General features: G+C 45.8%; 29 protein-coding genes. 3 read left to right on the top strand and 26 right to left on the bottom strand.

Annotated features, from left to right (window positions below):
• Window positions 1-212: 212 nt before the first annotated feature.
• From tyrA to ffh, 7 genes are all read right to left on the bottom strand, one after another.
• Window positions 213-1,352, bottom strand: coding sequence for a bifunctional chorismate mutase/prephenate dehydrogenase (tyrA, locus tag L5M28_RS10945; RefSeq protein WP_028760808.1), 1,140 nt, complete (start codon window positions 1,350-1,352; stop codon window positions 213-215).
• 27 nt (window positions 1,353-1,379) lie between these two features.
• Window positions 1,380-2,471 (bottom strand): 3-deoxy-7-phosphoheptulonate synthase, encoded by a 1,092-nt coding sequence (locus L5M28_RS10940; protein WP_263146076.1) that lies wholly within the window; start codon window positions 2,469-2,471, stop codon window positions 1,380-1,382.
• Window positions 2,472-2,731: 260 nt separating this feature from the next.
• Entirely contained in the window at window positions 2,732-3,085 is a 354-nt protein-coding gene (gene rplS, locus L5M28_RS10935; RefSeq protein ID WP_006080791.1) for a 50S ribosomal protein L19, read from the bottom strand.
• A gap of 34 nt (window positions 3,086-3,119) precedes the next feature.
• Window positions 3,120-3,866, bottom strand: a complete 747-nt coding sequence (trmD, locus tag L5M28_RS10930; protein WP_028760810.1) for a tRNA (guanosine(37)-N1)-methyltransferase TrmD — start codon at window positions 3,864-3,866, stop codon at window positions 3,120-3,122.
• Between the two features lie 15 nt (window positions 3,867-3,881).
• The gene (gene rimM, locus L5M28_RS10925; RefSeq protein WP_006080789.1) at window positions 3,882-4,412 is read right to left on the bottom strand and encodes a ribosome maturation factor RimM; all 531 of its coding nucleotides are present in this window, start codon (window positions 4,410-4,412) and stop codon (window positions 3,882-3,884) included.
• A 20-nt stretch (window positions 4,413-4,432) separates the two neighbouring features.
• Window positions 4,433-4,684 (bottom strand): 30S ribosomal protein S16, encoded by a 252-nt coding sequence (rpsP, locus tag L5M28_RS10920; protein ID WP_006080788.1) that lies wholly within the window; start codon window positions 4,682-4,684, stop codon window positions 4,433-4,435.
• 218 nt (window positions 4,685-4,902) lie between these two features.
• Window positions 4,903-6,276: a signal recognition particle protein gene (ffh, locus tag L5M28_RS10915; RefSeq protein ID WP_006080787.1), complete on the bottom strand. Its 1,374-nt coding sequence runs from the start codon at window positions 6,274-6,276 to the stop codon at window positions 4,903-4,905.
• Window positions 6,277-6,565: 289 nt separating this feature from the next.
• Here ffh and L5M28_RS10910 point away from each other — a divergent pair, with 289 nt between their 5' ends.
• Together L5M28_RS10910 and L5M28_RS10905 are read left to right on the top strand one after the other, a co-directional pair.
• Entirely contained in the window at window positions 6,566-7,354 is a 789-nt protein-coding gene (locus L5M28_RS10910; protein WP_028760813.1) for an inner membrane protein YpjD, read from the top strand.
• A 99-nt stretch (window positions 7,355-7,453) separates the two neighbouring features.
• Window positions 7,454-8,728 (top strand): HlyC/CorC family transporter, encoded by a 1,275-nt coding sequence (locus L5M28_RS10905; RefSeq protein WP_113940661.1) that lies wholly within the window; start codon window positions 7,454-7,456, stop codon window positions 8,726-8,728.
• Between the two features lie 130 nt (window positions 8,729-8,858).
• On the opposite strand, the gene L5M28_RS10900 is transcribed toward L5M28_RS10905, so the two are convergent.
• From L5M28_RS10900 to rpoE, 12 genes are all read right to left on the bottom strand, one after another.
• Window positions 8,859-9,383 carry a DUF962 domain-containing protein gene (locus L5M28_RS10900; RefSeq protein WP_131523031.1) on the bottom strand — a complete coding sequence of 175 codons (525 nt, stop codon included), beginning with the start codon at window positions 9,381-9,383 and terminating at the stop codon, window positions 8,859-8,861.
• A 208-nt stretch (window positions 9,384-9,591) separates the two neighbouring features.
• On the bottom strand, window positions 9,592-9,975 hold the full coding sequence (acpS, locus tag L5M28_RS10895; protein WP_028760816.1) for a holo-ACP synthase: 384 nt from the start codon (window positions 9,973-9,975) through the stop codon (window positions 9,592-9,594).
• On the bottom strand, window positions 9,975-10,712 hold the full coding sequence (pdxJ, locus tag L5M28_RS10890; RefSeq protein WP_263160819.1) for a pyridoxine 5'-phosphate synthase: 738 nt from the start codon (window positions 10,710-10,712) through the stop codon (window positions 9,975-9,977). Before pdxJ ends, acpS begins: the two co-directional genes overlap by 1 nt.
• Before the next feature lie 70 nt (window positions 10,713-10,782).
• On the bottom strand, window positions 10,783-11,493 hold the full coding sequence (recO, locus tag L5M28_RS10885) for a DNA repair protein RecO (RefSeq protein ID WP_028760818.1): 711 nt from the start codon (window positions 11,491-11,493) through the stop codon (window positions 10,783-10,785).
• 28 nt (window positions 11,494-11,521) lie between these two features.
• On the bottom strand, window positions 11,522-12,538 hold the full coding sequence (gene era, locus L5M28_RS10880; RefSeq protein WP_028760819.1) for a GTPase Era: 1,017 nt from the start codon (window positions 12,536-12,538) through the stop codon (window positions 11,522-11,524).
• On the bottom strand, window positions 12,535-13,215 hold the full coding sequence (rnc, locus tag L5M28_RS10875) for a ribonuclease III (protein WP_012088603.1): 681 nt from the start codon (window positions 13,213-13,215) through the stop codon (window positions 12,535-12,537). The genes era and rnc overlap by 4 nt, the downstream gene beginning before the upstream one ends.
• A gap of 1 nt (window position 13,216) precedes the next feature.
• Complete coding sequence (gene lepB / locus L5M28_RS10870; protein WP_263203321.1) at window positions 13,217-14,134, bottom strand: signal peptidase I; 918 nt, start codon at window positions 14,132-14,134, stop codon at window positions 13,217-13,219.
• 183 nt (window positions 14,135-14,317) lie between these two features.
• A complete protein-coding gene (lepA, locus tag L5M28_RS10865) occupies window positions 14,318-16,108 on the bottom strand; it encodes a translation elongation factor 4 (RefSeq protein WP_028760822.1) in 1,791 nt (596 codons plus the stop codon).
• 166 nt (window positions 16,109-16,274) lie between these two features.
• Window positions 16,275-16,748: a SoxR reducing system RseC family protein gene (locus tag L5M28_RS10860; RefSeq protein WP_263203319.1), complete on the bottom strand. Its 474-nt coding sequence runs from the start codon at window positions 16,746-16,748 to the stop codon at window positions 16,275-16,277.
• A 10-nt stretch (window positions 16,749-16,758) separates the two neighbouring features.
• A complete protein-coding gene (locus L5M28_RS10855; RefSeq protein ID WP_028760824.1) occupies window positions 16,759-17,691 on the bottom strand; it encodes a MucB/RseB C-terminal domain-containing protein in 933 nt (310 codons plus the stop codon).
• A 12-nt stretch (window positions 17,692-17,703) separates the two neighbouring features.
• Window positions 17,704-18,330 carry a sigma-E factor negative regulatory protein gene (locus L5M28_RS10850; protein ID WP_263196427.1) on the bottom strand — a complete coding sequence of 209 codons (627 nt, stop codon included), beginning with the start codon at window positions 18,328-18,330 and terminating at the stop codon, window positions 17,704-17,706.
• Window positions 18,331-18,371: 41 nt separating this feature from the next.
• The gene (gene rpoE, locus L5M28_RS10845; protein ID WP_028760826.1) at window positions 18,372-18,950 is read right to left on the bottom strand and encodes an RNA polymerase sigma factor RpoE; all 579 of its coding nucleotides are present in this window, start codon (window positions 18,948-18,950) and stop codon (window positions 18,372-18,374) included.
• A 190-nt stretch (window positions 18,951-19,140) separates the two neighbouring features.
• Between rpoE and nadB the strand changes: the two genes are divergently transcribed.
• Window positions 19,141-20,754, top strand: coding sequence for an L-aspartate oxidase (gene nadB, locus L5M28_RS10840; protein WP_263196429.1), 1,614 nt, complete (start codon window positions 19,141-19,143; stop codon window positions 20,752-20,754).
• 28 nt (window positions 20,755-20,782) lie between these two features.
• On the opposite strand, the gene L5M28_RS10835 is transcribed toward nadB, so the two are convergent.
• The 7 genes from L5M28_RS10835 to lgt all read right to left on the bottom strand — a co-directional run bounded on the left by L5M28_RS10835 (window position 20,783) and on the right by lgt (window position 25,838).
• Window positions 20,783-21,223, bottom strand: coding sequence for a protein YgfX (locus tag L5M28_RS10835; RefSeq protein WP_263203317.1), 441 nt, complete (start codon window positions 21,221-21,223; stop codon window positions 20,783-20,785).
• Window positions 21,204-21,452, bottom strand: a complete 249-nt coding sequence (locus tag L5M28_RS10830) for a succinate dehydrogenase assembly factor 2 (RefSeq protein ID WP_028760829.1) — start codon at window positions 21,450-21,452, stop codon at window positions 21,204-21,206. The genes L5M28_RS10835 and L5M28_RS10830 overlap by 20 nt, the downstream gene beginning before the upstream one ends.
• An 85-nt stretch (window positions 21,453-21,537) precedes the next feature.
• Window positions 21,538-22,446, bottom strand: coding sequence for a transcriptional activator NhaR (nhaR, locus tag L5M28_RS10825; protein ID WP_028760830.1), 909 nt, complete (start codon window positions 22,444-22,446; stop codon window positions 21,538-21,540).
• Window positions 22,447-22,561: 115 nt separating this feature from the next.
• Window positions 22,562-22,948: a hypothetical protein gene (locus tag L5M28_RS10820; RefSeq protein WP_105249860.1), complete on the bottom strand. Its 387-nt coding sequence runs from the start codon at window positions 22,946-22,948 to the stop codon at window positions 22,562-22,564.
• Window positions 22,949-22,950: 2 nt separating this feature from the next.
• Complete coding sequence (gene nhaA, locus L5M28_RS10815; RefSeq protein WP_263203316.1) at window positions 22,951-24,120, bottom strand: Na+/H+ antiporter NhaA; 1,170 nt, start codon at window positions 24,118-24,120, stop codon at window positions 22,951-22,953.
• Between the two features lie 117 nt (window positions 24,121-24,237).
• Window positions 24,238-25,032, bottom strand: coding sequence for a thymidylate synthase (gene thyA / locus L5M28_RS10810; protein ID WP_105249861.1), 795 nt, complete (start codon window positions 25,030-25,032; stop codon window positions 24,238-24,240).
• Complete coding sequence (gene lgt, locus L5M28_RS10805) at window positions 25,029-25,838, bottom strand: prolipoprotein diacylglyceryl transferase (RefSeq protein WP_263196434.1); 810 nt, start codon at window positions 25,836-25,838, stop codon at window positions 25,029-25,031. Before lgt ends, thyA begins: the two co-directional genes overlap by 4 nt.
• Between the last annotated feature and the right edge of the window lie 23 nt (window positions 25,839-25,861).

The raw sequence follows: 25,861 nt of genomic DNA, 5'->3' as shown, positions 1-25,861 counted from the left end.
AGACTCCTAATTTAAATTCATGCTTTATATTTGCATGTTTAAAACTAGTCTACCTAAACGTGCCATAAGCGACAGTCATTTCTAAAGTGAGATGCTAAATGTTAGAGAAAGATCACCTTAAGCAATTGCTAATTAATACAATGTGAACTGTTAAAAATCCATAAAAAAACGCCCATCAATGATGGGCGTTTTAAAAAGTAACTGTTTATTTATTAATTGGTTTTCATATCATTAACCGATTGCAGCATAATACGGCTTTCACGCTGGAATTGAGGTGCAAAATCCCCAAACCATTTGGCGACACTTTGGAACTGCTTAATAAACTCGTTCCTGTCACCCCGTTTTAGCAGTTCTAACGCTTCACGGTAGTTATCTAAATAATCACCAATAGCATGCTGGCTATCTTGCTGGGCAAAAATAATATCGGCGTAAAGCTCTGGGCTTTGGGCGAATAAGCGCCCTACCATAGCCAATTCTAATCGGTAAATCGGCGAGCTAAATTGCAGTAAAGTATCGATATCTGCCTCTTCCTTACACAGATTCAAACCATACACAAAGGTCGAGAAGTGACGCATTGCCTGCACTAGCTGCATCGCATTGTCGTGACGCTCTGGTTCTGCTTCGACAATCCGCGCGCCCCAAATGGCGATCTGCTCAAGCAACCACTGGTATTTTTCCGGCGAGCGACCATGACACACCACCACGACTTGCTTCGCCAGACTGCCCACATCAGGGCCAAACATAGGATGAAAACCAACGACGGGACCAGAATGCGCCTCAAGCATGGCTTTAACTGGCTCAGTCTTGATGGAGGTCAAATCCGCCAGAATGCAGTCGGCTGGTAATTGGGTCAGTTTTTCACGAATAAGCTCACAGGTAATCGCAATAGGCACTGTCACTAACACCATGCCCGCATCGGCAAATAAGCTATCCGCTTGCTGCCAATCGTCTTTATCGAGCAAATTCACTTGGTAGCCGGATAAAGTCAGCATTTGTGAAAATAGTCCACCGAGTTGCCCTTTACCGCCGACAATCACCACTGAGCCAAGATCTTTTTTAACTTGCTTAAAACCAACATCTTTTTCATTGAGGTAAGACTCACGCATCAAGCGACGCAAAATATCTTCGATCAACTGCGGCTCGATCCCCATAGTTTTTGCTTCTTCACGGCGTTTAGCCAGCATGGCTGCTTCACGCTGAGGTGCATAAATAGGTAAACCGGCGCCGTGTTTCACCGTGCCCACTTGCGCAACGAGATCCAAGCGCTTACGCAGTAAGTGCAGTAATTGCTGATCAACACCATCAATCAGGCCGCGAAGGTGTTCTAATTCGGCCGTTGTTTTTTCATTCATACCTGAGTCCATTAAGCTGTAACTAATTTAAGCGTTAGCTACTTTCAGCATATCGAAACGCGTTGGAAGTATTGAAGATAACTTCGCTGCGCCTTCCCGTAAAATGGTTTCTGTTTTTTCCCAACTAATACAAGAATCTGTTACAGAAACACCGTAAGCTAGCTCGCTTAATGGCCTATCACAACTTTGATTGCCTTCATTTAAATGACTTTCTAGCATGACGCCAATAATCGACTTATTGCCGTTAAAAATCTGCTCGAACACATTTTCACAGACAGGCTTTTGGCGGCTGTAGTCTTTGGATGAATTGCCATGGCTGCAATCGATGATCAAACGTGCATTGAGTTTGGCTTTATGGAGCTGCGTTTCACACTCTGCCACACTCGCCGCATCATAGTTGGGCGTTGCACCACCGCGTAAAATCACATGGCCATCGGGATTGCCCGCAGTTTGCAATAATGCGACTTGGCCCTGCTGGTTTATGCCCATAAATCTGTGGCTACTGGCCGCCGATTTTAGCGCATTAATCGCTACATCGAGCTTACCATCGGTGCCATTTTTAAAGCCCACCGGCATAGAAAGACCCGATGCCATTTCCCTATGAGTCTGCGATTCAGTGGTGCGAGCACCAATGGCAGACCAAGTGACAAGCTCAGAAATGTACTGAGGACTGATAGGATCGAGTGCTTCGGTGGCAACAGGCAGTCCTAACTCGGCCAACCAAATCATTAGCTCACGGGCCATTTTCAGGCCTTTTTCGACATCGAAGGATTCATCCATATCGGGATCGTTGATCATGCCCTTCCAACCTACCGTGGTACGCGGCTTTTCAAAGTACACTCGCATTAAGATGTAAAACTCATCACTGAGTTCATCGTGCAGAGTTTTAAGCCTTAAAGCGTATTCTTTTGCGGCGGCGATATCATGGATTGAGCAAGGGCCAGTGACAATCAATACTCGATTGTCACGCTTATGAACAATATCAGCCACGGTTTTACGGGCATTGAGGATATAGCGATAAGCATGCTCAGAGAGTGGCAAGGCATTTTTAAGCTCTTGCGGCGTGATTAAGACTTTCTCTGAACTGATGTGTACGTTGTTAATCGTATCTTGTTGCATGCTTACCACCTAAGACTTAGTGTTTAACCCAGTTGTCGAAGCAGGACTTCAAGTCAGCTTGGGCATTCATTTCGGATATAAAATAGCGTAAATCCATCGCAATGTACTTTTGTAATGCTACACCATTACAACCAGGCGACCACTATGCCTGTTCATTCTCTTTAGATCAAGTATAAATACTCAAAAAACAGCAACAAAAAACCGCCACTAGGGCGGTTTTCTGTGCGAACACTACGTCTTGTTTTCTGTAGCGGTAACTATTACTTAGTTGCCAGCTTCTCACGGATACGTGCAGATTTACCTGAACGATCACGCAGATAGTACAGTTTGGCGCGACGAACGCGACCACGACGCTTAACTTCAATGCTAGCGATCAGTGGGCTGTGCGTTTGGAAAGCACGCTCAACACCTTCGCCATTAGAGATTTTACGTACTGTGAATGCAGAGTGCAGACCACGGTTACGCTTAGCAATTACAACGCCTTCAAAAGCCTGTAAACGCTCTTTATCGCCTTCTTTAACACGAACCTGAACGACTACTGTATCACCAGCACCAAACGCAGGTACGTCTTGTTTCATTTGCTCATCGTTGAGCATTTTAATGATGTTGTTCATAACTTACTCCGTTCTAGAATTAACTGAGCTACGACTAAGCATGCTTGTTCATTGCTTCAACGAACTGCGCTAATAGAGTCGTTTGTTCGTCAGTCAGAGCTAGATTTTGCAATAATTCTGGCCGTCTAAGTAAAGTCCTACCAAGGCTTTGCTGTAAACGCCAGAGTCTAATTTGTTCGTGGTTGCCACTTAGCAGCACTGCCGGTACGTCAAGACCATCCAAGCTTTCAGGGCGAGTGTAATGTGGACAATCCAGTAAACCGTCGGAGAAAGAATCTTGCTCCGCCGAAGCTTGTTTTCCTAGCACGCCAGGAACCAATCTCGATACTGAATCTATCAGAGTCATCGCCGGTAATTCGCCGCCCGAAAGCACGTAATCCCCTATCGACCACTCTTCATCCACTTCCGTTTGAATGATGCGTTCATCAATACCTTCGTATCGACCACAGACCAAAATCAAACGTGATGATTGAGCCAACTCAGTGACGCCTTGCTGATCCAGCTTGCGTCCTTGAGGTGACAAGTAAATCACCTTCGCACCTTCACCCGCTGCGGCTTTCGCTGCATGGATGGCATCGCGCAAGGGTTGCACCATCATCAACATTCCGGGACCACCGCCGTAAGGCCTGTCATCTACCGTATTATGTCTATCATGGGTGAAATCACGGGGATTCCACGTGTGCAACTCGAGCAGGCCGTTTTTCACGGCTCGGCCCGTAACTCCAAAGTCTGTCACGGCACGGAACATCTCTGGGAACAGGGTTATTACCCCTAACCACATCTGTTGTACCTCGACTTAGAAGTCAGGATCCCAATCCACTAAAATCTGTTTACCTTGCAGATCCACCGTTTTGATGAACTGCTCAGGGACAAAGGGGATCATACGTTCCACTTTGCCGAAACTATCTTTAGCGTTGGCTTTAACGAGTAATACGTCGTTCGATCCTGTTTCCACGATCTGATCGACAATCCCCATGTTATAGCCAGTTGTATTGACCACTTCGCAACCGATGAGATCACGCCAGTAGAATTCATCTGCTGGCAAATCGTTCATCTGTTCCGGCAAAATCGCAATCTCACAATTTGTGAGCATTTGCGCTTGCTCCCGTGTTTCTACGCCATCAAGTAAGGCAACAACGGCCTTGCCTTGATAACGCCACTGGGTGACCTTTATTTCGCGCCACTCACCATTTTCTTTAATAAGCCAAGGCGAGTAGTCAAAGATACCTTCAACAGAATCGGTATAGGCGGTGATTTTCAGCCAACCTTTAATGCCATGACAGGAGCCTAATTTCCCCAGTACGACTGGCTGTTGGTTACTGCTCATCAATCTATACCTTAACGCTATTAAGCAGTTGCTTTACGAGCGTCTTTGATCAATTTTGCTACGCGTTCTGTAGCAGCTGCACCGTTAGAAACCCAGTGCTCAACGCGAGCTAGGTCTAAACGTAATGTTTCTTCTTGGCCACGGGCCAATGGGTTGAAGAAACCTACACGCTCAATGAAACGACCGTCACGAGCGTTACGGCTATCAGCAACAACGATGTTGTAAAATGGACGCTTTTTTGCGCCGCCACGAGCTAAACGAATGGTAACCATGCGTTTTCAATCCTCTAATGATTTGCTTTGAAGCAAAAATAAAAACTGGAACCCCGTGTTCGCGAAGAGTCCCAGATAGAAAGCCGGAAGATTTTACCTGAGTTTCCAACTAATGCAACCAAAGATGGCGATTATTACGCCTGCGTCCTTCGTTAGCGGTTCATTGTTACCAGAGTCAACCGACTGATAAAGTGCTAGGTTTAACTAAAAATGTCCGATTAACGGCCCGGAAATTTCATTCCTGGTGGCATCATACCGCGCATTCCGCGCATCATTTTTTGCATGCCGCCCTTAGCAGACATTTTTTTCATCATCTTTTGCATTTGAGTAAACTGTTTCAATAAACGGTTTACATCTTGAATTTGCGTGCCAGAACCAGCTGCGATGCGACGTTTGCGTGAGCCCTTGATTAAATCAGGGTTCTTACGCTCCTTGGAAGTCATCGAATTAATGATGGCTTCCATTTGACCTGTCATCTTGCCGTCTTGGATTTGCGCTAAGGCTTCTGGGGGCAATTGACCAACACCGGGCAGTTTTTCCAGCATATTCATCATGCCGCCCATATTTTTCATTTGCTGTAACTGCTCACGGAAATCTTCTAAATCGAAACTGCCACCTTGCTTCACTTTCGAAGCCAGCTTCATGGCCTTTTCTTTATCGACGCCACGCTCAACTTCTTCGATAAGCGATAACACATCGCCCATGCCCAAAATGCGTGAAGCAATACGGTCTGGATGGAATGGCTCTAACGCGTCGGTCTTTTCACCCACTCCGAGGAATTTAATCGGCTTGCCCGTAATGTGGCGAATCGATAACGCCGCACCACCGCGCGCATCACCATCGACTTTAGTTAAAATAACCCCCGTCAGTGGTAAAGCTTCATTAAAGGCCTTAGCGGTGTTTGCCGCATCTTGACCTGTCATAGCATCAACAACGAACAAGGTTTCGATAGGCTTGACCGCTGCGTGTAAGCCTTTGATCTCGTCCATCATGGCTTCGTCGACATGCAGACGACCTGCGGTATCGAGGATCACCACATCGATAAACTTTAATTTAGCGTGGGCAATCGCCGCTTTCGCAATGTCGATTGGCTTTTGGCTAACGTCCGATGGGAAAAACTCCACCGCCACTTCTTGCGCTAACGTCTCAAGCTGTTTAATCGCCGCGGGGCGATAAACGTCAGCACTGACGACTAATACCGATTTTTTATGGCGTTCGCGTAAAAATTTACCCAGTTTTGCCACACTGGTGGTTTTACCCGCACCTTGCAGACCCGCCATCATAATCACAGCTGGCGGCTGAGTGGCTAAATCTAGGGCTTCATTCGCCTCGCCCATGGATTTTTCAAGTTCACTTTGAACTATCTTAATAAAGGCTTGGCCAGGGCTTAAGCTTTTAGAGACTTCTTGGCCTACGGCACGTTCTTTTACGTTATTAACAAATTCGCGCACCACAGGCAGGGCAACATCGGCCTCCAGCAGTGCCATACGCACTTCGCGCAGGGTTTCCTTAACGTTTTCTTCAGTTAAGCGACCACGGCCACTGATATTTTTCAGTGTGCGTGACAGTCTGTCGGTTAGGTTCTCAAACATCGTCCTGTTCTATACCTTTAAGAATCTCGATTGATGGGCTGTATTATAACGATGCATGCGCATTATGCTACTGCTGCACCCATCTTGATTGTGGTTAAGTGTTTTACTTGCGCTGAGTCATGTTTTATTGTCGTCGACACACTATTTAACCCTAACAATAAGAATCTGCTAAATTTTGCAACTCATGTCACTGCCCATTTGCCGACAGCTCATGTTATTCTAGGGAAAATATTGATCTGTATGCCCCGTTTTTAAGGCACCTTTAACTACACAAATAGGTTAATTACCCATGGTCATCTTTTCTGCCTCAGCCATGTTTTTTTATTGCATTGCATTGGTACTAGTGACGAGTAGATTGTTTCACCCAGACGGTCCGAATCGCCGTGCTGTCGCAGGTTTTGCCGCTATTGCGGTTATTTTACATGCCGCAGCATTATCACAAGTGATTTTCACCACAGATGGCCAAAACTTTAGCCTGACGAATGTGATTTCCTTAGTGAACTGGATTATCGCTTTTACTTTTACGATATTGATGTTCAGGCTGAAAGTCATCGTCGTCGTGCCCGTGGTTTATGCCTGCTCAGTGCTTTCGGTTGCCCTACTCTGGTTATTGCCGCCTAAATTCATCACACATTTTGAGCTTTATCCTGAAGTATTAGCCCACGTCGTATTGTCACTCATGGCCTACAGCGCCCTGATGATTGCCGCCCTGTATGCGATACAACTGGCGATGATCCAAAATAAACTGAAGAAAAAACAATTTATGCTGAGCCCTGGCATTCCGCCGCTGATGACAGTTGAAAAACAGCTTTATCATCTGGTGATTATCGGCGTTATCTTGCTCAGTTTGTCGCTCGCGACTGGTTTTATCTTCCTTGAAGATATGTTCGCCGATGGTAAAGGTCATAAGGCAATTCTGTCGATAATGGCTTGGTTTGTATACATTACTATGCTGTGGCAACAGTATTGGGTCGGTTGTAAAATTCGTACCGCAGTCATTTACACTCTGACTGGCGCATCCTTACTTTCGCTCGCATATTTTGGCGCGCGCATTGTCAAAGAATTAATCCTCAACTAAACATTTAAGTCGGCTGGGGCAGTTATTGCTGCGGCCGACTTGACACTTTTTTTAAATGTCGGTATTTACTTAAGTTTACTGGCCACATTGGAGCCTTTTTTGGACGCTATATCGACAAGCGCACTCCTGATCGTTTTACTAGTGCTTATCCTATTCTCTGCCTATTTTTCAGGCTCAGAAACCGCAATGATGACTCTCAACCGTTACCGTCTACGCCACTTAGCCAACAATGGCCATAAAGGGGCGATTAGAGCTTTGAAGTTACTTGAGCGTCCTGACCGTTTGATTGGATTGATCTTAATTGGCAATAACTTAGTCAATATTTCCGCATCTGCTATTGCGACTATCATTGGTATGCGTCTTTGGGGCGACTTAGGGGTCGCTGTTGCAACTGGCGTGCTTACGTTAGTCGTGCTCGTTTTTGCTGAAGTCACGCCAAAAACCATCGCAGCGCTAAATCCTGAGCGTATTGCTTTTCCCTCTAGCATACTGCTACTTATACTTTCCTCGACCTTTGCCTATGTTGTCTCAAGCGTTAATTTGATAACCACAGGTATCTTACGTTTGATGGGGATAAAAACCGTTAATAGTAGCGATGCACTAAGCCAAGAAGAGCTGCGTACTGTGGTGCATGAGGCAGGGGCACTCATCCCCCGACGTCACCAAGAAATGCTGTTATCTATCTTGGATTTAGAGAAAGTCACCGTTGAAGATATTATGGTGCCACGCTCAGATATCTACGGAATTAACGTCAATGACGAATTTAAGGTTATCAATCGTCAGGTGATCCAAAGTCCACATACCCGAGTGTTAGTGTATCGCGACACCATAGACGATGCAGTGGGCTTTATTCACTTACGTGACGCCCTGCGCCTCCAATCTAAAGAGCAATTCAGCAAGTCATCTTTGTTGCGCGCAGTGAAAGAACTCTACTTTGTGCCAGAAGGTACACCACTCAATGTGCAGCTAGCTAACTTCCAACAAAATAAAGAGCGCATCGGCTTAGTCGTTGATGAATATGGTGATATTCAAGGTCTAGTAACACTCGAAGATATTCTCGAAGAGATTGTCGGCGACTTTACCACTTCTATGTTGACCACCCCGAGTGAAGACATTAAGGTCCAGCAAGATGGTAGCTACTTAGTTGATGCGGGCATTACGATCCGCGATTTGAATAAAGAAATGAAGTGGAACTTTCCCACCGATGGCCCTAAAACCCTCAATGGTCTGATTCTGGAGTATCTGGAGGAAATTCCTTCTGCGAATACCAGTTTACGTTTAGCAGGTTATCCATTAGAGATAATTGATGTGTCAGAGAATATGATTAATACAGTGAGAATTATCCCGCTGTATTATCATCCCCCCAGAGTTTAATCCTCAATTTTGAGCATAAAAAATGGCCGAACCACACGAGTTAAGATGTGGTCCGGCGGACGATTTCCTCCAAGCGATGATGCTCCCCCAAGCTATAAATCTATCTACTCTAATTCACTATCTAGCCAAGCTATGCAGACTTTTTCGCCTCAAGCATACGACGCTTCTCAAGCGCCATTGGTGTTATCTGGGCATTCAGCGCCTTTTCTAAGCCCAACATAAAATACACTTCCGCCATTAAGAAAAATGGCCCAATTAATAGCTGATTTAAGTCATCCACAAAGGCAGGCTTGGCTTTTTCATATTGATGGCCAATTAGCTGGAACACCCAGCCCACCACAAATACCCCTAGGGCAAGCCAAGTGGCACCGGCGATATGCGCCGCCCACTCAGTCGTGAGCAGCACAGGTACCATAAATAATATGAGCCCCATTGAAAGCCTTAAGTGTAAACGGACATAATAGGCCAACACGAATATACCGACTATCACTGCTAAACTTGTCTCTCCCATACTCCCCAGCGGAATACGCACTGTGGCCAACAACAGGAAAGCAGACCAAATAATCAGTGGGATGCCAATAAAATGGGTCTGAATATTACGCTGATTTAAATGCACACTTTTGTAGGTCGATAACTGCTCTGCGGCGGATTTCATGTCGGGTTCCTCTTCATTTGCCCCTGCTTTACCTGCGCCAAATTGAGAGACGCGCAAGCCATAAACTAACGTAAAACAATTAAGCTGAACAGTAAAAGTAAATAAATTGTTGCATTCAGTAATTTGGCACTGATTTGGATACCCATCCAGAAATGAAAAAAGGAACCCTAAGGTTCCTTTTTTACCGCCAACAGACACAAACTCGGGTTTATTGAGACTCTATGATTACCGTCGCAATCGCGTAGGATTTTTCATCGGCAATAGAGATATGCCCAACCGTCGCTTTAAGCTGCTGTAAGCGCGTTAACGCCCCCTCGGTAAAGTGAATCGTCGGTGCACCATCCTCATTGTTGCCAATGTGAATATGCTGAAACGACACGCCGCGGCCAATACCCGTACCGAGGGCTTTGGCTGCGGCTTCTTTTGCAGCAAAACGCTTGGCAAGATAACGACTTGGCTGACTATGGGCAGTATAAATGGCTAACTCAGACTCGGTCAGCACACGTTTCGCCAGCTTGTCACCTGCGCGTGCCACATGGACCTGAATACGCTCAATCTCGACGATATCTGTGCCTAGGCCGACAATCGCCATTATTCGCCTCGACGACCTTCAAGCATTAACACTTTCATGTCTTTCACTGCTGTCGCTAAACCGTCAATGGCGGCACGTGCGACAATCGCATGGCCGATATTGAGTTCATATAACTCAGGAATCGCCGCGATGGGTTTCACGTTGTGATAATGTAAACCATGACCCGCGTTAACCACTAAACCTTTGCCATGGGCGTATTTTGCCATTTCGCGAATACGCGCTAACTCAATAGCTTCTTCCGCTTCAGTTTTAGCATCGGCATAACAGCCCGTATGAATTTCAATAAGCGGTGCGCCAGAGGCAACGGCGGCATCAATTTGAGTTTTATCGGCATCGATAAATAAGGAGACTTGAATACCCTCAGCAGCTAAACGAGTCACTGCAGCAGTGATTTTATCTAACTGCCCCGCCACATCTAAGCCGCCTTCAGTGGTGACTTCTTGACGTTTTTCTGGTACTAAACAGACATAGGTCGGCTTAATTTCACAGGCGATGTTAAGCATTTCTTCGGTCACAGCGCATTCAAAATTCATGCGGGTTTTCAAGGTTTTTGCCAACAAATATACATCGCGGTCTATGATGTGGCGTCTGTCTTCACGCAAATGGATAGTGATGCCATCGGCACCAGCATGTTCAGCAACGGCAGCAGCATGCACAGGATCAGGATAACTGGTGCCACGGGCTTGGCGCAGAGTAGCAATATGGTCGATATTCACGCCCAATAAGATACGGCTCATCGGGAACTCCTTAATGTTTAACGCTGATATTGCGGCCTATTGTACTTAGGCTCACGCTAAAAAACAGGAGCTAGGGCGAATTATTCCCATCAATCTTAGTTGGTACGGCAGTGCTGACGAACAATTGTCGACTCAACAAAGGTTTAGTCCCGAGTAATGGCGTTAACAGGGAGCGCATCAACAACTTGGCGCTCAAAAAATGTGCGTCGGTGAGCTGGTTATCGTTAAGCGCCGTCAACATTGCCCCTTGATAAGCATTGCGAGCACGGGAGTTGAGCACAAATTGAAAACCTAACTCAGGCACGAGCTGGTAATAATCATCAGGTACGAGTGGTTCACCTTGAGTATCGCGGCTAAGAGAAGGCATAAAACCTAATTCCCGCAGCAAGGCGAGCTCAATATAACGCAGTTGGGATTGGCAAAACTTCGCGGCAAGGCCGACTAAGGCTTGATGATAAATGAGGAACAACTCTTCGGCATTGTGCTGTACAGACAAAGTGCGAACCAATAACTCATTGATATACATGCCAGCAAACAAGCTCTGGCCAGAAAGAGGCACAGCAGGCGCAGCGGCTTCGACTTGAGTTAAGGTTTTTAATTCAGACTTACCGCTAAATTCGAAGATCAGCGGTTGAAAGGGCTGGAGAATACTCTTGATAGAGCGCTTACCGCTGCCAGTTCGGGCAACCACATCAACCCGTCCAATGCCGTCAACTAAGAGGTTAACTAAGACACTGGACTCTCGATATGGGCGATGATGTAAAACGTAACCACGTTTCATCGGTAAGCGCGCTCGCTGGAATTAATACTTAATCGTCGCCGTAACCTAAGCTACGCAGGGCGCGTTCATCATCGGCCCAACCGGATTTCACTTTCACCCACACTTCGAGGAAGACTTTATTATCAAACAAGGTCTCCATGTCTAAGCGAGCTTGAGTTGCGATAGTACGAATACGTTCGCCCTTGCTACCAATCACCATACGTTTTTGACCTTCACGCTCAACAAGGATCAAGGCATTGATTTGATAAACGCCATTTTCCATCATCTTGAACTGTTCAATCTCAACTGTCGCATCATAGGGTAATTCATCACCTAAGAAGCGCATCAGTTTTTCACGCACAATTTCCGACGCCATAAAACGTTGCGAACGATCGGTAACATAGTCTTCAGGGAAGAAGAAAGGTCCTTCAGGAATCGACGCCGCCGCTAGCTCTAAAATGCGCTTAACGTTGGTACCTTTACTGGCTGAAATCGGCAAAATTTCATCGAAAGGATATTTTTTGGCGACTTCTTCCAAATACGGGAATAGCGATTCTTTGTCTTTGATATTGTCGACTTTGTTGATCGCCAGAATTGTCTGACGCTCTTCACCGCCACGGCGTAATTTACTCAACACCATCTCATCATCGGCGGTCCACGTCATGCCATCGACCACAAAAATCACCATAGCTACATCGGCAAGCGAACTGGCAGCTGCGCGGTTCATCAGGCGGTTAATCGCCCGCTGCTCTTCTATGTGTAAACCTGGTGTATCGATGAACACAATTTGCTTCGGACCATCGGTATGAATACCCATGATACGGTGGCGCGTTGTTTGTGGCTTTTTAGAAGTAATACTTACCTTCTGACCAAGCAAACGGTTGATTAACGTCGATTTACCAACGTTAGGGCGACCAATGATCGCCACCATGCCGCAATAAGTGACATCGTATTGGGCCGACGGCGTTGGCGCGGCCGCATTCATCCTTGCCAGTAATTCATCTAAACTAGGCTCAGTTGCCGCTTTTGCAGCATCGATACCTGACAAGTCTGTTTTTTTGGTCATTTCTTTAGTAACTCCAATACTTGAGCGGCCGCGATTTGCTCGGCTTTACGGCGTGAACTCGCCACACCAATGACGCTTTGGCTCAAGTCTTCAATACGACATTCAACGGTAAATGTCTGATCGTGGGCATCGCCTTCTATGTTGATTACTTGGTAATCAGGCAGCGGCTTTTTAAACCCTTGTAAATGTTCTTGCAGTAATGTCTTAGCGTCTTTCTGGCTGATCCCAGGTTGGATTTCGGCCAAACGCTCGGCATACCATTTCAGCAGTAATGCACGGCAAACTTCGAGATCGGAATCAAGGTAAACGGCGCCAATAATGGCTTCAACCGCATCGGCAAGAATCGACTCGCGTCTAAATCCGCCACTTTTCAACTCGCCAGGACCGAGATATAAATAATCGCCGAGCTTAAACTCTTGGGCGATGATAGTTAAGGTATCACCGCGAACTAAGGTGGCACGCATCCGGCTTAAATCGCCTTCGGTTGCCTTCGGAAACTGATGATATAAAGCATCAGAAATCACAATAGATAAAATTGAATCACCTAAAAACTCTAAGCGTTCATTGTGTTTATTTGCCGCACTTCTGTGGGTCAGCGCTTGAGTCAAAAGCTCAATATTCTTGAACTCATAACCTAAGGTACGACACAAACGTGGCAAATTTTTAATCGGTTCCATGCTATTTAATTCCACCTACACGCTCAAAACGCACGCCGCTAGGCACCCAAGTTGGGAGGAAGTCGGCTTTTGAACGGTCAAATTCAAAACTAATCCAAATCGCTACCGCTTTACCAACAAGGTTCTCTTCTGGCACAAAGCCCCAGAAACGACTGTCGGTACTGTTATCGCGGTTATCACCCATGGCAAAGTAATGGCCTTCAGGCACTAAAAACTCACCCGCGGGTAAATTACCTTCGCGCTTAAAATATCCCAGCATGTCAGGTCGACTTGGGTTGATCAAGATATCGTGGGCGACATCACCCAATTCCTCTTTATAACGCAGTAATGGCACACCATCTTGGCTGTAATCACCACGACTGATCTCTGTGCGGGCGATAACTTGCGGTTCTGGACAAGCTGTTTGCTCAACGCCACAGGCCTTTTGGATCATCAACTGTTTATTACGGTAAATAATTCTATCACCCGGCAAACCGACTACACGCTTAATGTAGTCAATGGCGGGGTTTTCAGGATACTTAAATACAACTACATCACCGCGTTTTGGCTCGCCAGTTTCAACCAGTTTGGTTCGCCATACGGGATCTTTAAGCCCATAACTAAATTTTTCCACCAGAATGAAGTCGCCCACTAAGAGGGTAGGCATCATAGAACCCGATGGGATTTGAAATGGCTCATAAATGAATGAACGTAGGATCAACACAAAGGCAATCACAGGGAAGATAGAGTGCGCGGTTTCGACTATGGTCGACTCACGAATGATTTGGTACTCAGCTTCTTCAGTTAAATTCGCTTGTGATGCCTTTGCTAACGCTAAATTCTCACGACGCTTTGGGGCGAAAACGAGCACATCGACTAACCAAATAAGTCCTGAGATCAGGGTGATTAGCACTAGAATAATGGAAAAATACGCTGCCATTGCTTATTGAACTCCTGCCTTAAAAATAATTAAAGGTGCCTAACTCAGCGAATATCATACTTTAGTTAACTTACCGTATTCGACCTTGGTAAACCAAAGTGATAAACCAATGCGATAACCTAACTAAAGCGCCGCAAACAGCGGCGCAATAGTCAACTAAATTGTCACTTCTTATGCTAACGATTACTCGTTTAGCTTAAGTACCGCTAAGAATGCTTCTTGTGGCACCTCAACGTTACCTACTTGCTTCATCCGTTTCTTACCCTCTTTTTGTTTATTTAAGAGTTTTTTCTTACGAGAAACGTCGCCGCCATAACACTTAGCCGTTACGTCTTTACGCAGGGCTTTCACGGTTGAACGGGCAATAATTTGACTGCCCACCGCCGCTTGAATCGCAATATCAAACATCTGACGTGGAATAAGTTCTTTCATCTTATCCACTAAGGCTAAACCACGGTGACGAATGTTTGATCTATGGATAACCATAGCCAAGGCATCGACTCGGTCGCCGTTGATGAGAATATCTAAACGCACCATGTCTGCAGGATCGAAACGAATAAAGTTATATTCGAGTGATGCATAGCCACGGCTAGTGGATTTCAAACGGTCGAAGAAATCCATGACCACTTCCGCCATTGGCAGATGGTAAGTTACAGCCACTTGGTTACCGTGGTAAACCATGTTCACTTGAGTGCCACGTTTTTCAATACACAGGGTAATCACGTTACCTAAGTATTCTTTTGGCACTAAAATGTTGGCCTCAACAATCGGCTCACGCATTTCTTCAATGTTGTTAATCGCAGGCAGATCAGACGGGTTATCAACGTAAATCGTTTCACCGCTGGTCATGACGACTTCGTACACTACGGTTGGCGCAGTGGTGATCAACTCTAGGTTGTATTCACGCTCTAAACGCTCTTGTACGATTTCCATGTGCAGCAGGCCTAAATAGCCAATGCGGAAACCAAAACCGAGTGCCGATGAACTTTCAGGCTCAAAGAATAATGACGCATCGTTCAGGCTGAGTTTGTTCAGCGCATCACGGAAGTTTTCATATTCGTCGGTCGAAATTGGGAATACGCCAGCGTATACCTGTGGCTTCACTTTCTTAAAACCAGGTAACGGCTTTTCAGCACCATTTTTGGCTAAAGTTAACGTATCACCTACAGGCGCACCGTGAATTTCCTTCAGACCCGCAATCACAAAGCCGACCTCACCGGTTTTAAGTTCGGTTTTGTCAGTTTGTTTTGGAGTGAAAATACCCACGCGATCCGCAGTGTGGTTTTGCCCTGTAGACATGACCTTAAACTTGTCACCTTTTTTCAGGCTACCGTGTTTAATTCGCACTAACGACACTACGCCTAAGTAATTATCAAACCAAGAATCGATGATCAAGGCTTGCAATGGTGCGTCAGGATCGCCTTCAGGCGGTGGAATTTTGGCAACAATGACTTCTAAAACCTCGTCGACACCGACACCGGTTTTAGCCGAACAACGCACAGCATCCATGGCATCGATACCAACGATATCTTCAATCTCGGCAGCAACACGTTCTGGATCGGCTTGTGGTAAGTCAATCTTGTTTAAAATGGGTACTACATCTAGATTCATATCCAGCGCGGTATAACAGTTTGCCAGTGTCTGAGCTTCAACGCCCTGACCCGCATCAACCACCAGCAAAGCACCTTCACAGGCAGCTAATGAGCGCGAGACCTCGTAGGAGAAGTCAACGTGACCTGGGGTATCAATAAAGTTGAGTTGATAGACAAGGCCATCTTTGGCTTTATAATCCAAAGTGACACTTTGTGCCTTAATCGTAATACCACGCTCACGTTCTAGATCCATAGAATCTAAAACTTGAGAATCCATTTCACGGTCGGTTAAACCGCCACAAACCTGAATAAGACGATCTGATAGCGTCGATTTACCATGGTCGATATGGGCAATAATTGAGAAGTTTCTAATTTGTTTCATTATGCTGCAATGACTAATACTGAAAATGGATACGGTTCAAAGGAGCGAAATTGTACCTGATTGCGGTTTCAATACCAATCACATTCACTCCTACTTAAGACAGGCCGATAAAACAACGCCCAAAACCGCAGTTAGCTGCTATTTGATAAAAAATAACACATTGAAATTATTGGGCTAATTCGTTTAAATTGATGCTCCTACCTAAATAGGCCAAAATCACAGGCTGAGCATCAACTTCTAAACGTTTAGCCTGTTGCTTACCAAAAGACCACGCAATCAAGGCACCAACGGCCGCAAAGCCCATGGCACCTAGGTTAGGATTAAACTCAAGCAACTGGCCTAAAAATTGTCCTAAGGCCGCGCCGATAAACAGGCCAAACAGCGGCATTAAATAGATTAATGCCGCGGCTTTGAGGATCACGCTCTCGGGAAGGCCTAATTTGAGTAATTCACCAGCCTCACAGCGGCGGTCACTCTGAATAGAAAATTGCTGGGTTTTCGAGGAAAAAGCCTGAGCGACAGCAGAGGTCCCGCAAGACTCACTGTTACTGCAGCTCTTGCAGGTACTCTTAAGTTCCACTTCAACCGTCAACCAGCCTTGACTATCACTGGAGACGACTCTGGCAATTTCTTCCATCATAATCGGCGTCCTATTCTAGCGTCAGACTTTTAGCAATGCGCGTTAAGGTTTCTGTCGGCACTTTACCCACAGCAACCACTTCGGCATTACCGACTTTTTCTGAGACTAACGACAAGCCATTACGGGTAATTAATTCTTCAGGCAATGGACTCGTGCCCGCACGCGCCACATAAACAGAAATATTTGCCAGTCCATCGGTCAGTGCTATGTATTCCACCGCTTCGTGACTGCCAATTAATCTATGGTGGTCGCGCACTACCACAGTAAAACCTGCGGGTAACCAAGCAAATTGCCAGTTTTGACCGTCTTGGCGCTCGGCTTGATCGATAACTGCCGGCCACTCTTGCTTATAGGCCTCTTGCAAAATGGCTGGCGGCTCGCTGAATTCAATGAGTTCAATCACCATGATCTGCTCAAGTAATTGCTTATCTTGAGTCAGCATGTCGTATCTCAGCGGCAGATAGGTTTCCATATCAAGCCAAATTTGAAAGCCATAACGGAATTCATCATTAGGCAACAGGCGGATCATCTGCCCCGGACGCCCAGCGATACGGGTACGGCCACCGAGTACAAACTGATAACCCACTTCTAAGTCCGCCATATTGGCAGAGAAAGCAGCAGGCCAGACACCTTGAATATGATTAGAAACGATACTATACGCAGGCTCATCGTGCTCAATAAAGGTGACACGATTACCGACACGCACTGCATTTTTGGGTGGACCGTTAAGGTATTCTAGAAAGGCAACTTCTTGATTATTCACCTTACCATGCAGGTAAACCAAAGGCCGAATATGATCGGCCTGAAGTTGAATAATCGATGCTTTAAACTCTTTCTCTCGTAAAGCCTGACTCATTTTCTCGAGCCAAGCTTTGGCAGGCATGTCCTCCTGCGCGGTTGCAGGAAAGACCAAGGCTAATAAAGCCAACAGGATTAGACGCAAGCTAACTCCTCGTTATTGATTGACCGGAACGGGTACGACCTCGGTATTGTCCTCTACAACCGCACCAGTATTCAATCGTTGTTGCAACATATGATCTTGGATATAAGTATTAATTCGGCGACGTTGCTCATTCACCTGATCATTGGTATAGCCTTGATTCTGTTGTACAGGACCGGTTTGTAGGCTCACAGGTGATGCGCTACCAATAAGCGGCCTTGTAATTAACACGGGCGATGGTGACGCGGCATCATCGGCGGTTTGATTGTAATTCTGCACACCCACAATCGCAAACATAGCAACCGTCGCAGCAATGGCATATTGACCAAATTGCTTAAATAAAGGTACGACGCGGCTTTGCTCCGAATTGGCGGCAATTTGTGGCGTTACAGGTGCAGCAACGTTAGACGCATGATGCTTAGGCGCAACTATCGCTGGCTCAAGCTCAATGGCGGCGGCAATGCTAGCAGAGAGATCTAACACAATATTCTGCGGCAACTCGCCACGCATGGCATCGCCTATCATATGATAGTTATGCCATTTATCATGTGAATGTGTATCAGCAGATAACTCTGCCATGGTCTGCTCATCAGTCTCTCCATCGACTGCGGCAGATACCCATTCTTGACCTAATTTATCCATTTTTCACCTGTCTAAATATAAGGGTTTCTTAAAATAAGAATTTAGGCTTCCAGCAAAGGCTGGAGCTTTTTATCGATTGCTTCTCGTGCTCGGAAGATACGTGATCTTACGGTCCCGACAGGACAATCCATGACTATGGCAATATCTTCGTAACTCATACCATCGAGTTCACGCAATGAGATGGCCATTCGTAATTCTTCAGGCAAGGTCTCTAATGTATCGAAAATCACTTTTTTGATTTCATCCGATAACATTAGCCGTTCTGGGGAGGCAAACTCCTTCAGCGCGTCACTACCTTCGTAATATTCGGCATCTTCTGCATCAACATCATTCGCAGGCGTTCTACGCCCCTGTGATACGAGATAATTCTTCGCAGTGTTTACTGCGATGCGGTACAACCAAGTATAAAATGCACTTTCACCGCGAAAGTTTGGCAAAGCTCTGTAAGCTTTGATAAACGCTTCCTGTGCGACATCAGCAACGTCCGCTTGGTTCCGTACATAACGGGATATCAAGCTAATGACTTTACTTTGATATTTAAGCACTAACAGGTTAAAAGCGTTTTTATCACCTTGTTGTACGCGCTCAACTAATTGTTGATCACTTAATTGTCCACTCATCCGAGCCGACTTCTCCTAAATCTAAAATGCTGATTTTTCAGTCGCTCGAATCATATTCACTTATGTAGACTCGCGGGCTTTGAAAAAGTTCTAAAAATTATACAAAAAAAGTAAGGTAAAAAGGAAAGTACCCATAATCGGTGAGTTGGTTTACCATAGTTGGCACTCTTCAGTCACATCATGATACCCGATGAAACAAGTAGTTGAACACCAATCTGACATATTAGTCATAGGTAGCGGTGCCGCAGGTCTGACACTAGCTTTGCATCTTGCTGAAAAAGCAAAAGTAATTCTGCTTTCAAAAGGCCCACTCTCGGAAGGGTCGACTTACTACGCCCAAGGCGGTATCGCCTCCGTCTTCGACGAAAGTGACACTATCGAATCCCATGTTGCAGACACCTTAATCGCAGGGGCGGGTTTATGTGACAAAGACGTTGTCACTTTCACTGCTGAAAATGCCAAGAGTGCAATGCAATGGCTTATCGAATGTGGCGTCGCCTTCGATAAAGAAGAAACCACAGACGGCAACGCAAAAGATGCACCTTACCATTTAACCCGTGAAGGCGGCCATAGCCACAGACGTATTCTGCACGCTGCCGATGCCACAGGCAAGGAAGTGCAAACCACACTGCAAGAGCGCGCACTCGCCCACCCCAATATTCAAGTTTTAGAACGCTATAACGCCATCGACCTCATCACCACCCGTAAGTTAAATCGCCCAGGTAATCGTGTGTTAGGCGCTTATGTGTGGAATCGCAATGAAGAGCACGTCGAAACCGTTAAGGCCAAGTTTGTTGCGTTAGCGACTGGTGGTAGCTCAAAGGTTTATCAATATACCTCAAACCCCGATGTCGCTAGTGGTGATGGTATTGCCATGGCATGGCGTGCAGGTTGCCGCGTGGCGAATATGGAGTTCAACCAATTCCATCCAACGTGTTTGTACCACGCAGATGCGCGCAACTTCTTACTCACCGAAGCCCTGCGTGGTGAAGGGGCTTATCTGCGTCGTCCAGACGGCACGCGCTTTATGCCGGACTTTGATGAACGCGCCGAGTTAGCTCCCCGTGACATCGTTGCCCGCGCCATCGACTATGAGATGAAACGTCTCGGTGCCGATTGCGTCTATCTAGATATCAGCCATAAAGATGCTGACTTTGTGATGAAGCATTTTCCGACCATCTATAGCCGTTGCTTAGAGCTGGGAATCGATATCACTAAAGATGCTATCCCTGTCGTGCCTGCTGCTCACTATACCTGCGGTGGTGTGATGACAGATATGCACGGTCAGACGGATCTCAATGGTCTCTATGCTATTGGTGAAGTTGCCTATACGGGCTTACATGGCGCCAATCGTCTGGCGAGTAACTCACTACTCGAATGTTTAGTGTTTGCCCGTGCGGCGTCACAGGACATAGAAAGCCAACTGCATAAAATTCAAATCCCGGGACAAATTCCAGCATGGGATGAAAGTAAAGTGTCGAACTCGGATGAGGAAGTGGTCATCGCCCATAACTGGCACGAACTGCGGTTATTTATGTGGGACTACGTTGGAATTGTACGCTCAGATAAACGTCTGGAGCGTGCACTGCGCCGCTGCCTGATGTTACAGCAAGAAATTCAGGAATATTACAGTAACTTCAGGGTTAGCAATAACTTACTCGAATTACGTAACTTAGTGCAAGTGGCCGAATTAATTATTCGCTGTGCCATGGAGCGTAAAGAAAGCCGTGGGCTGCATTTTAATATCGATCATCCAGAGAAATTAGACGCGCCTCGCCCGACTATTTTACTACCAGAAAAGTAACCGCATAGGTGACTTCATCATAAACAGACTAAATCTCAGAATGAGGTTTAGTCTGTTGCATTTTAGCCCGCAGCAACAGCCGACATAAATGTCGATAGTCAGTATCGTCTAACATATCTGCCCAAACCAACAAGAGCCGTAGCTGAGTATCCACTTCGATATAAATCAAGCAAACAAAGGGCGTGACCCAAGTGCGTTTTAGTACCTGAAAGTGCGACCCCGTTGACAAACGCCCCTCGCCTTTATCACTCAGCACAAAATCTAAACGCCAATGCTGCAGTCGCCACAACTGCGACAGCAAAAAAATACTAACAAGTACGATAAACAAATATTTAAGCAGAGATAAGGCGATAATGTCGCTTTGGGGCCAAAGCAGAAAGGAGCTAGAACAAACGCCAATAAAAACGACCAACGAGAGTCGTTGGTCGAAAGAGGCTTTTACACTGAAACTATGGTGCCGGTCTTCCACGGACTTTTACTATCATACGAGCCAGTTCAGTATCAGGGCACACTTCATGGCCCATAAACCAAGCAAACAATTCTGGATCTTCACATTCCAACAAACGGATAAACACGGTTTTATCTTCATCGGACATTTCTTGATAGAAGTTTTCAACAAAAGGTTGAAGCAAGACGTCTAATTCCAGCATCCCACGGCGACATGCCCAGCGAACCCTTGCGATGTTCATTAATTCCAAGGTATTTCTCCCAACACAGATTTGGCATTAGTCTATCAGTTCACTGACTAAAGTGTCGATTAACCCTTCATATTGACTTACAAAATTAGCATTGTTGTACTTGCGTATCGAGCCCCTCAAAGAGATCGCTAAAATCTGTATCCAATAATCGCTTTACCGCAGGATGTTGGATCATACGTTCGGCAAACATCACATGGTATTCCTCTTTCACATCGGTAGTTTCACCGAGCAAATTCATACCATGGGAAATCACTTCTTGGCGATAAATCGACGGTGTGACAAAAATACCTCGTTTAAGGTAACCAAAGGCCTTCATCATGGCCGCATCATCGAACTCGCCCAAAATACTGACTTTAAGGTTTTGCTCGTCAAACCAGCGATATAGCTGTTGTCCAAGTGAGGTTCTGCGGCCGGGGATTAATAGCTGGCCTTGCTCTAAACAAGCAGGAAAATCAGCGCTATAAGTCTCAGCGGAGAAAAAACTCACGCCACACTCGCCCAATTTTTTAGATAAAATTTCAGGGTATTTCAGTGACTCACCGGCACAATCCGAAAGGATCATATCCAGTTTATGCTCACGTAAACGCGCCATTAGGCTCTCGTGAGTCGCCTCATAGCAGGCTAAGTGCATAGAATTGTCATTAGGCACTACAGATAATAAAACTCGGCTGACTAAAGCTTTAGATAAGGCATCGGCAATACCCACCTCGAATAACATGGCATCCGCTTTTTGATAGTTAAGTAAATCGAGCATTTCATAGCTAAGGCTAAACATCTTATCGGCGTAGCGAAACACCAATTCACCTAACTCTGTCGCCTCCAATGTCCGCCCGACTCGCTTGAACAGACTGCCGTTTAACCTATCTTCTAAGGCACGAATTTGCCCCGTTATCGTTTGCGGCGTCAAACATAGGGCTTCGGCCGCCTTCGCGACTGAGCCCTTTTTCTTAATCATCCAAAAATAATACAAGTGGTTATAATTCAAGTGCAGCATGCTAACCCGCTGTTAATGCTCCCTCAAACGCCAAAGCGCTGAGGGGTTACTGTGTTATTTTAAACTCGATTAGTTTAAAATCAGATGATTAAAAACCTGATGATTACCAGTCAAGTTACTTTAAACGCTGGCAGTCGAGTAAGTTAGTAACTATGCCTTGTAACTGCTCCAAATCGGCAGCATTCCCCAGACTTACCGCTTCAGTGACTCCTGAAACTAAAACGTTACGTTCAGGAATACGTTCGGCGCAATAGGTTCGATTCGCTTCTTGGAAACGTTTACCACCGCGATACTTAAGTGCCCTCGATTCATAACCATTAGTTTCTAATCTCGCCCCTAAGGAATCAGATTTAAACATCAAAGCGCCATCCACTATTCCTTCAAGATAGCTTTGGCAAGTCTGCGAGTTTGCATCTTGATTACAGGCCGATATTTGCGATGCCGTCGCAGTTGTTGATAAACATAAGAGCGTTGCTATTCCCATTAATTTCAACTTTATCATAGTTATACTCCTTTATTAGGTAACACTTTTGATAACCAGAAATACCCGACTAACGCTGCCATAATCGAACCGATTAAGGTCCCTAGGCGTGCTAAGTCACCGTACATAGGGTCTGCATGTTCAAAGGCTAACGACGCAATAAACATAGACATAGTAAAACCAATACCGCACATGGCCGCGACGGGGGCAATTTGCTTCCAACCTACGCCATCGGGCAATTGAGCTAATTTTAGTTTCACCGCAATAAAGCTAAATAACATTACACCGATTGGCTTACCTAACATCAGGCCCAATGCAATACCAACAGGAACAGGAGAAATTAACGTCTCCAAATTCATATTGCCGACATAAACGCCCGCATTGGCAAAAGCAAACACTGGCAAAATGAGGAAAGTACTCCAAGGATGCAAACTATGCTCTAAGCCTTCTGAGGGTGAACTGCCATCCTTTGCCCGCAATGGAATACAAAAAGCAATGATGACGCCAGCCAGAGTCGCATGCACTCCAGACTTAAGTACGGCAACCCAAAGAATTAACCCTAAGATGCCATAGGGTAAAAGTGAGGTAACCCCTTTGCGGTTTAACCCGACCAAGCCCGCAATCGCTAAACTGGCAATCACTAAACTAATGGTTGATAGGTCAGTACTGTAAAACAGCGCGATAATCACTATGACGCCTAAATCATCGATGATAGCTAAAGCAAGTAAGAAGACTTTCAGTGAAACAGGAACGCGGCTTCCGAGCAGTGCCATAATACCTAAGGCAAAGGCAATATCAGTCGCGGCAGGAATCGCCCAGCCCGCTTGTGTGACAGGATCACCATAGTTAAACAGTAAGTACACACCAGCAGGGACTAACATGCCGCCAATCGCTGCAAAGGTAGGCAGGGAAGCTTGAGCGACACTCGATAAGGCGCCTTCAAGTAACTCACGTTTCACTTCTAAACCAATCAGCAAAAAGAATATGGCCATCAAGCCATCGTTTATCCACAGGATGAGTGGCTTGTGTATATTGAGCTCGCCAATTTTGACTTGAACGTCAGTGCCTAAAAAGCCTTGATAAAGTCCAGATAAGGGGGAATTGGCCATCAGCATGGCTAAGACAACAGCAACCAATAACAGGATACCGCCAGCCGACTCTTGGCTCAGAAAATTTCTAATTGCTTTTTCCATCTTGCACTCCTAAAAATCATAATGAATTGAGTGTAGACGAATTGTAATAACAAATATAATCGTAAGTTTCTCCCTAACACCTCGGTTATCCCGAAGTGTTAGACTAAAAAACATACATCACACAGCAACAGGGGCTTTGATATGAGGGTGTGGAGCGTAGTTTGTTAATTCAAAATCATCGAATTGATAGTCAAAAATCGACTCAGGTCTGCGTACAATAGTCATAGTCGGCAACGGTTTTGGATCACGGCTTAACTGCAGTGCCGTCTGTTCCATATGATTAGAATATAAATGGGTATCGCCACCCGTCCACACAAAATCACCTAAGGCCAAGTCACATTGCTGGGCGACCATCATAGTCAACAAAGCATAACTGGCAATATTAAATGGCAACCCCAGAAACACATCACAACTACGCTGATACAGCTGACAAGATAATTTGCCATCAGCTACATAGAACTGAAAAAACGCATGGCACGGTGCCAAAGCCATTTTATCCAGTTCGCCCACGTTCCACGCAGAAACGATAAGACGGCGAGAATCTGGCTGAGATTTTATCTGGGCGATAACTTGCGAAATCTGATCGATAGCATCACCACTCTGGGTTGGCCAGCTGCGCCACTGGGCACCATAAACTGGGCCCAAATCGCCATTATCATCGGCCCATTCATCCCAAATGCTGACCTTATTTTCGCGTAAATAGGCAACGTTAGTTTCACCCTTCAGAAACCACAGCAATTCATGGATGATAGAGCGCATATGGCATTTTTTGGTGCTCACCAAAGGAAAACCTTTGCTCAAATCGAAGCGCATTTGATAGCCAAATACCGAGCGAGTCCCAGTACCTGTGCGATCCGATTTATCCACGCCTTCGGCTAATATGTGCTTCATTAAGTCTAAATACTGTTTCATTGCTGCTTACCTTGCTTACGAAAAATCAAGTACAAACCGATTAACACCATAGGCACAGAGAGTATCTGCCCCATAGTCATAAATCCCCAGTAGAGTCCCAACTGTGTGTCGGGTTGCCTCACAGTTTCAACCATAATACGGAACATACCGTAACCGACTAAGAACATACCAGAGACTGCACCGACTTTATCGGTACGTTTGCTAAACCAGTAAAGTAATAGGAATAATGCTACGCCTTCAAGGGCGAACTGATACAACTGGGATGGATGACGTGGGTCAGGCCCACCGGTAGGAAACACCATAGCCCAAGGCACATCAGTGGTTCGTCCCCAAAGCTCGCCGTTGATAAAGTTACCAATACGACCAGCGCCTAAACCAATAGGCACAACAGGTGCTACCATATCGGCGACAGCAAAAAAAGTACGTTTTTGTTTCCACGCGATATAGAGCATCGCCGTAATCACGCCCATCAAACCGCCGTGGAAGGACATGCCACCTTCGGAGATTTTAAATAAATAGAGGGGACTGGCGAGGAAATAATCGAAATGATAAAAAAGCACGTAACCGATACGGCCACCTAAAATCACCCCAAGAAAACCATAAAAGAGTAAATCTGAAACTTGCTCCCGCGTCCATATCCCCTTTGAACGGTCGGCTTGGCGGTTCAACAACCACATGGCCGCAACAAATCCGACTAAATAGGTAAAACCATACCAACGCAGTGCCGGTTCAAAGGTTTGTCCAAAAAGATTAAACGGTCCAAATGAAACGATCACGGGATCGATATTGGGGAAACTCAACGCCATAACACATCCATTAGCAGCCTCAA

The organism is Shewanella sp. SW32, from assembly GCF_025653365.1.
In the GTDB taxonomy this organism is placed as follows: Bacteria; Pseudomonadota; Gammaproteobacteria; order Enterobacterales; family Shewanellaceae; genus Shewanella; species Shewanella oncorhynchi.
Note: the sequence above shows the minus strand (reverse complement) of the source record. Positions and strands in the feature narration are given on the sequence as shown.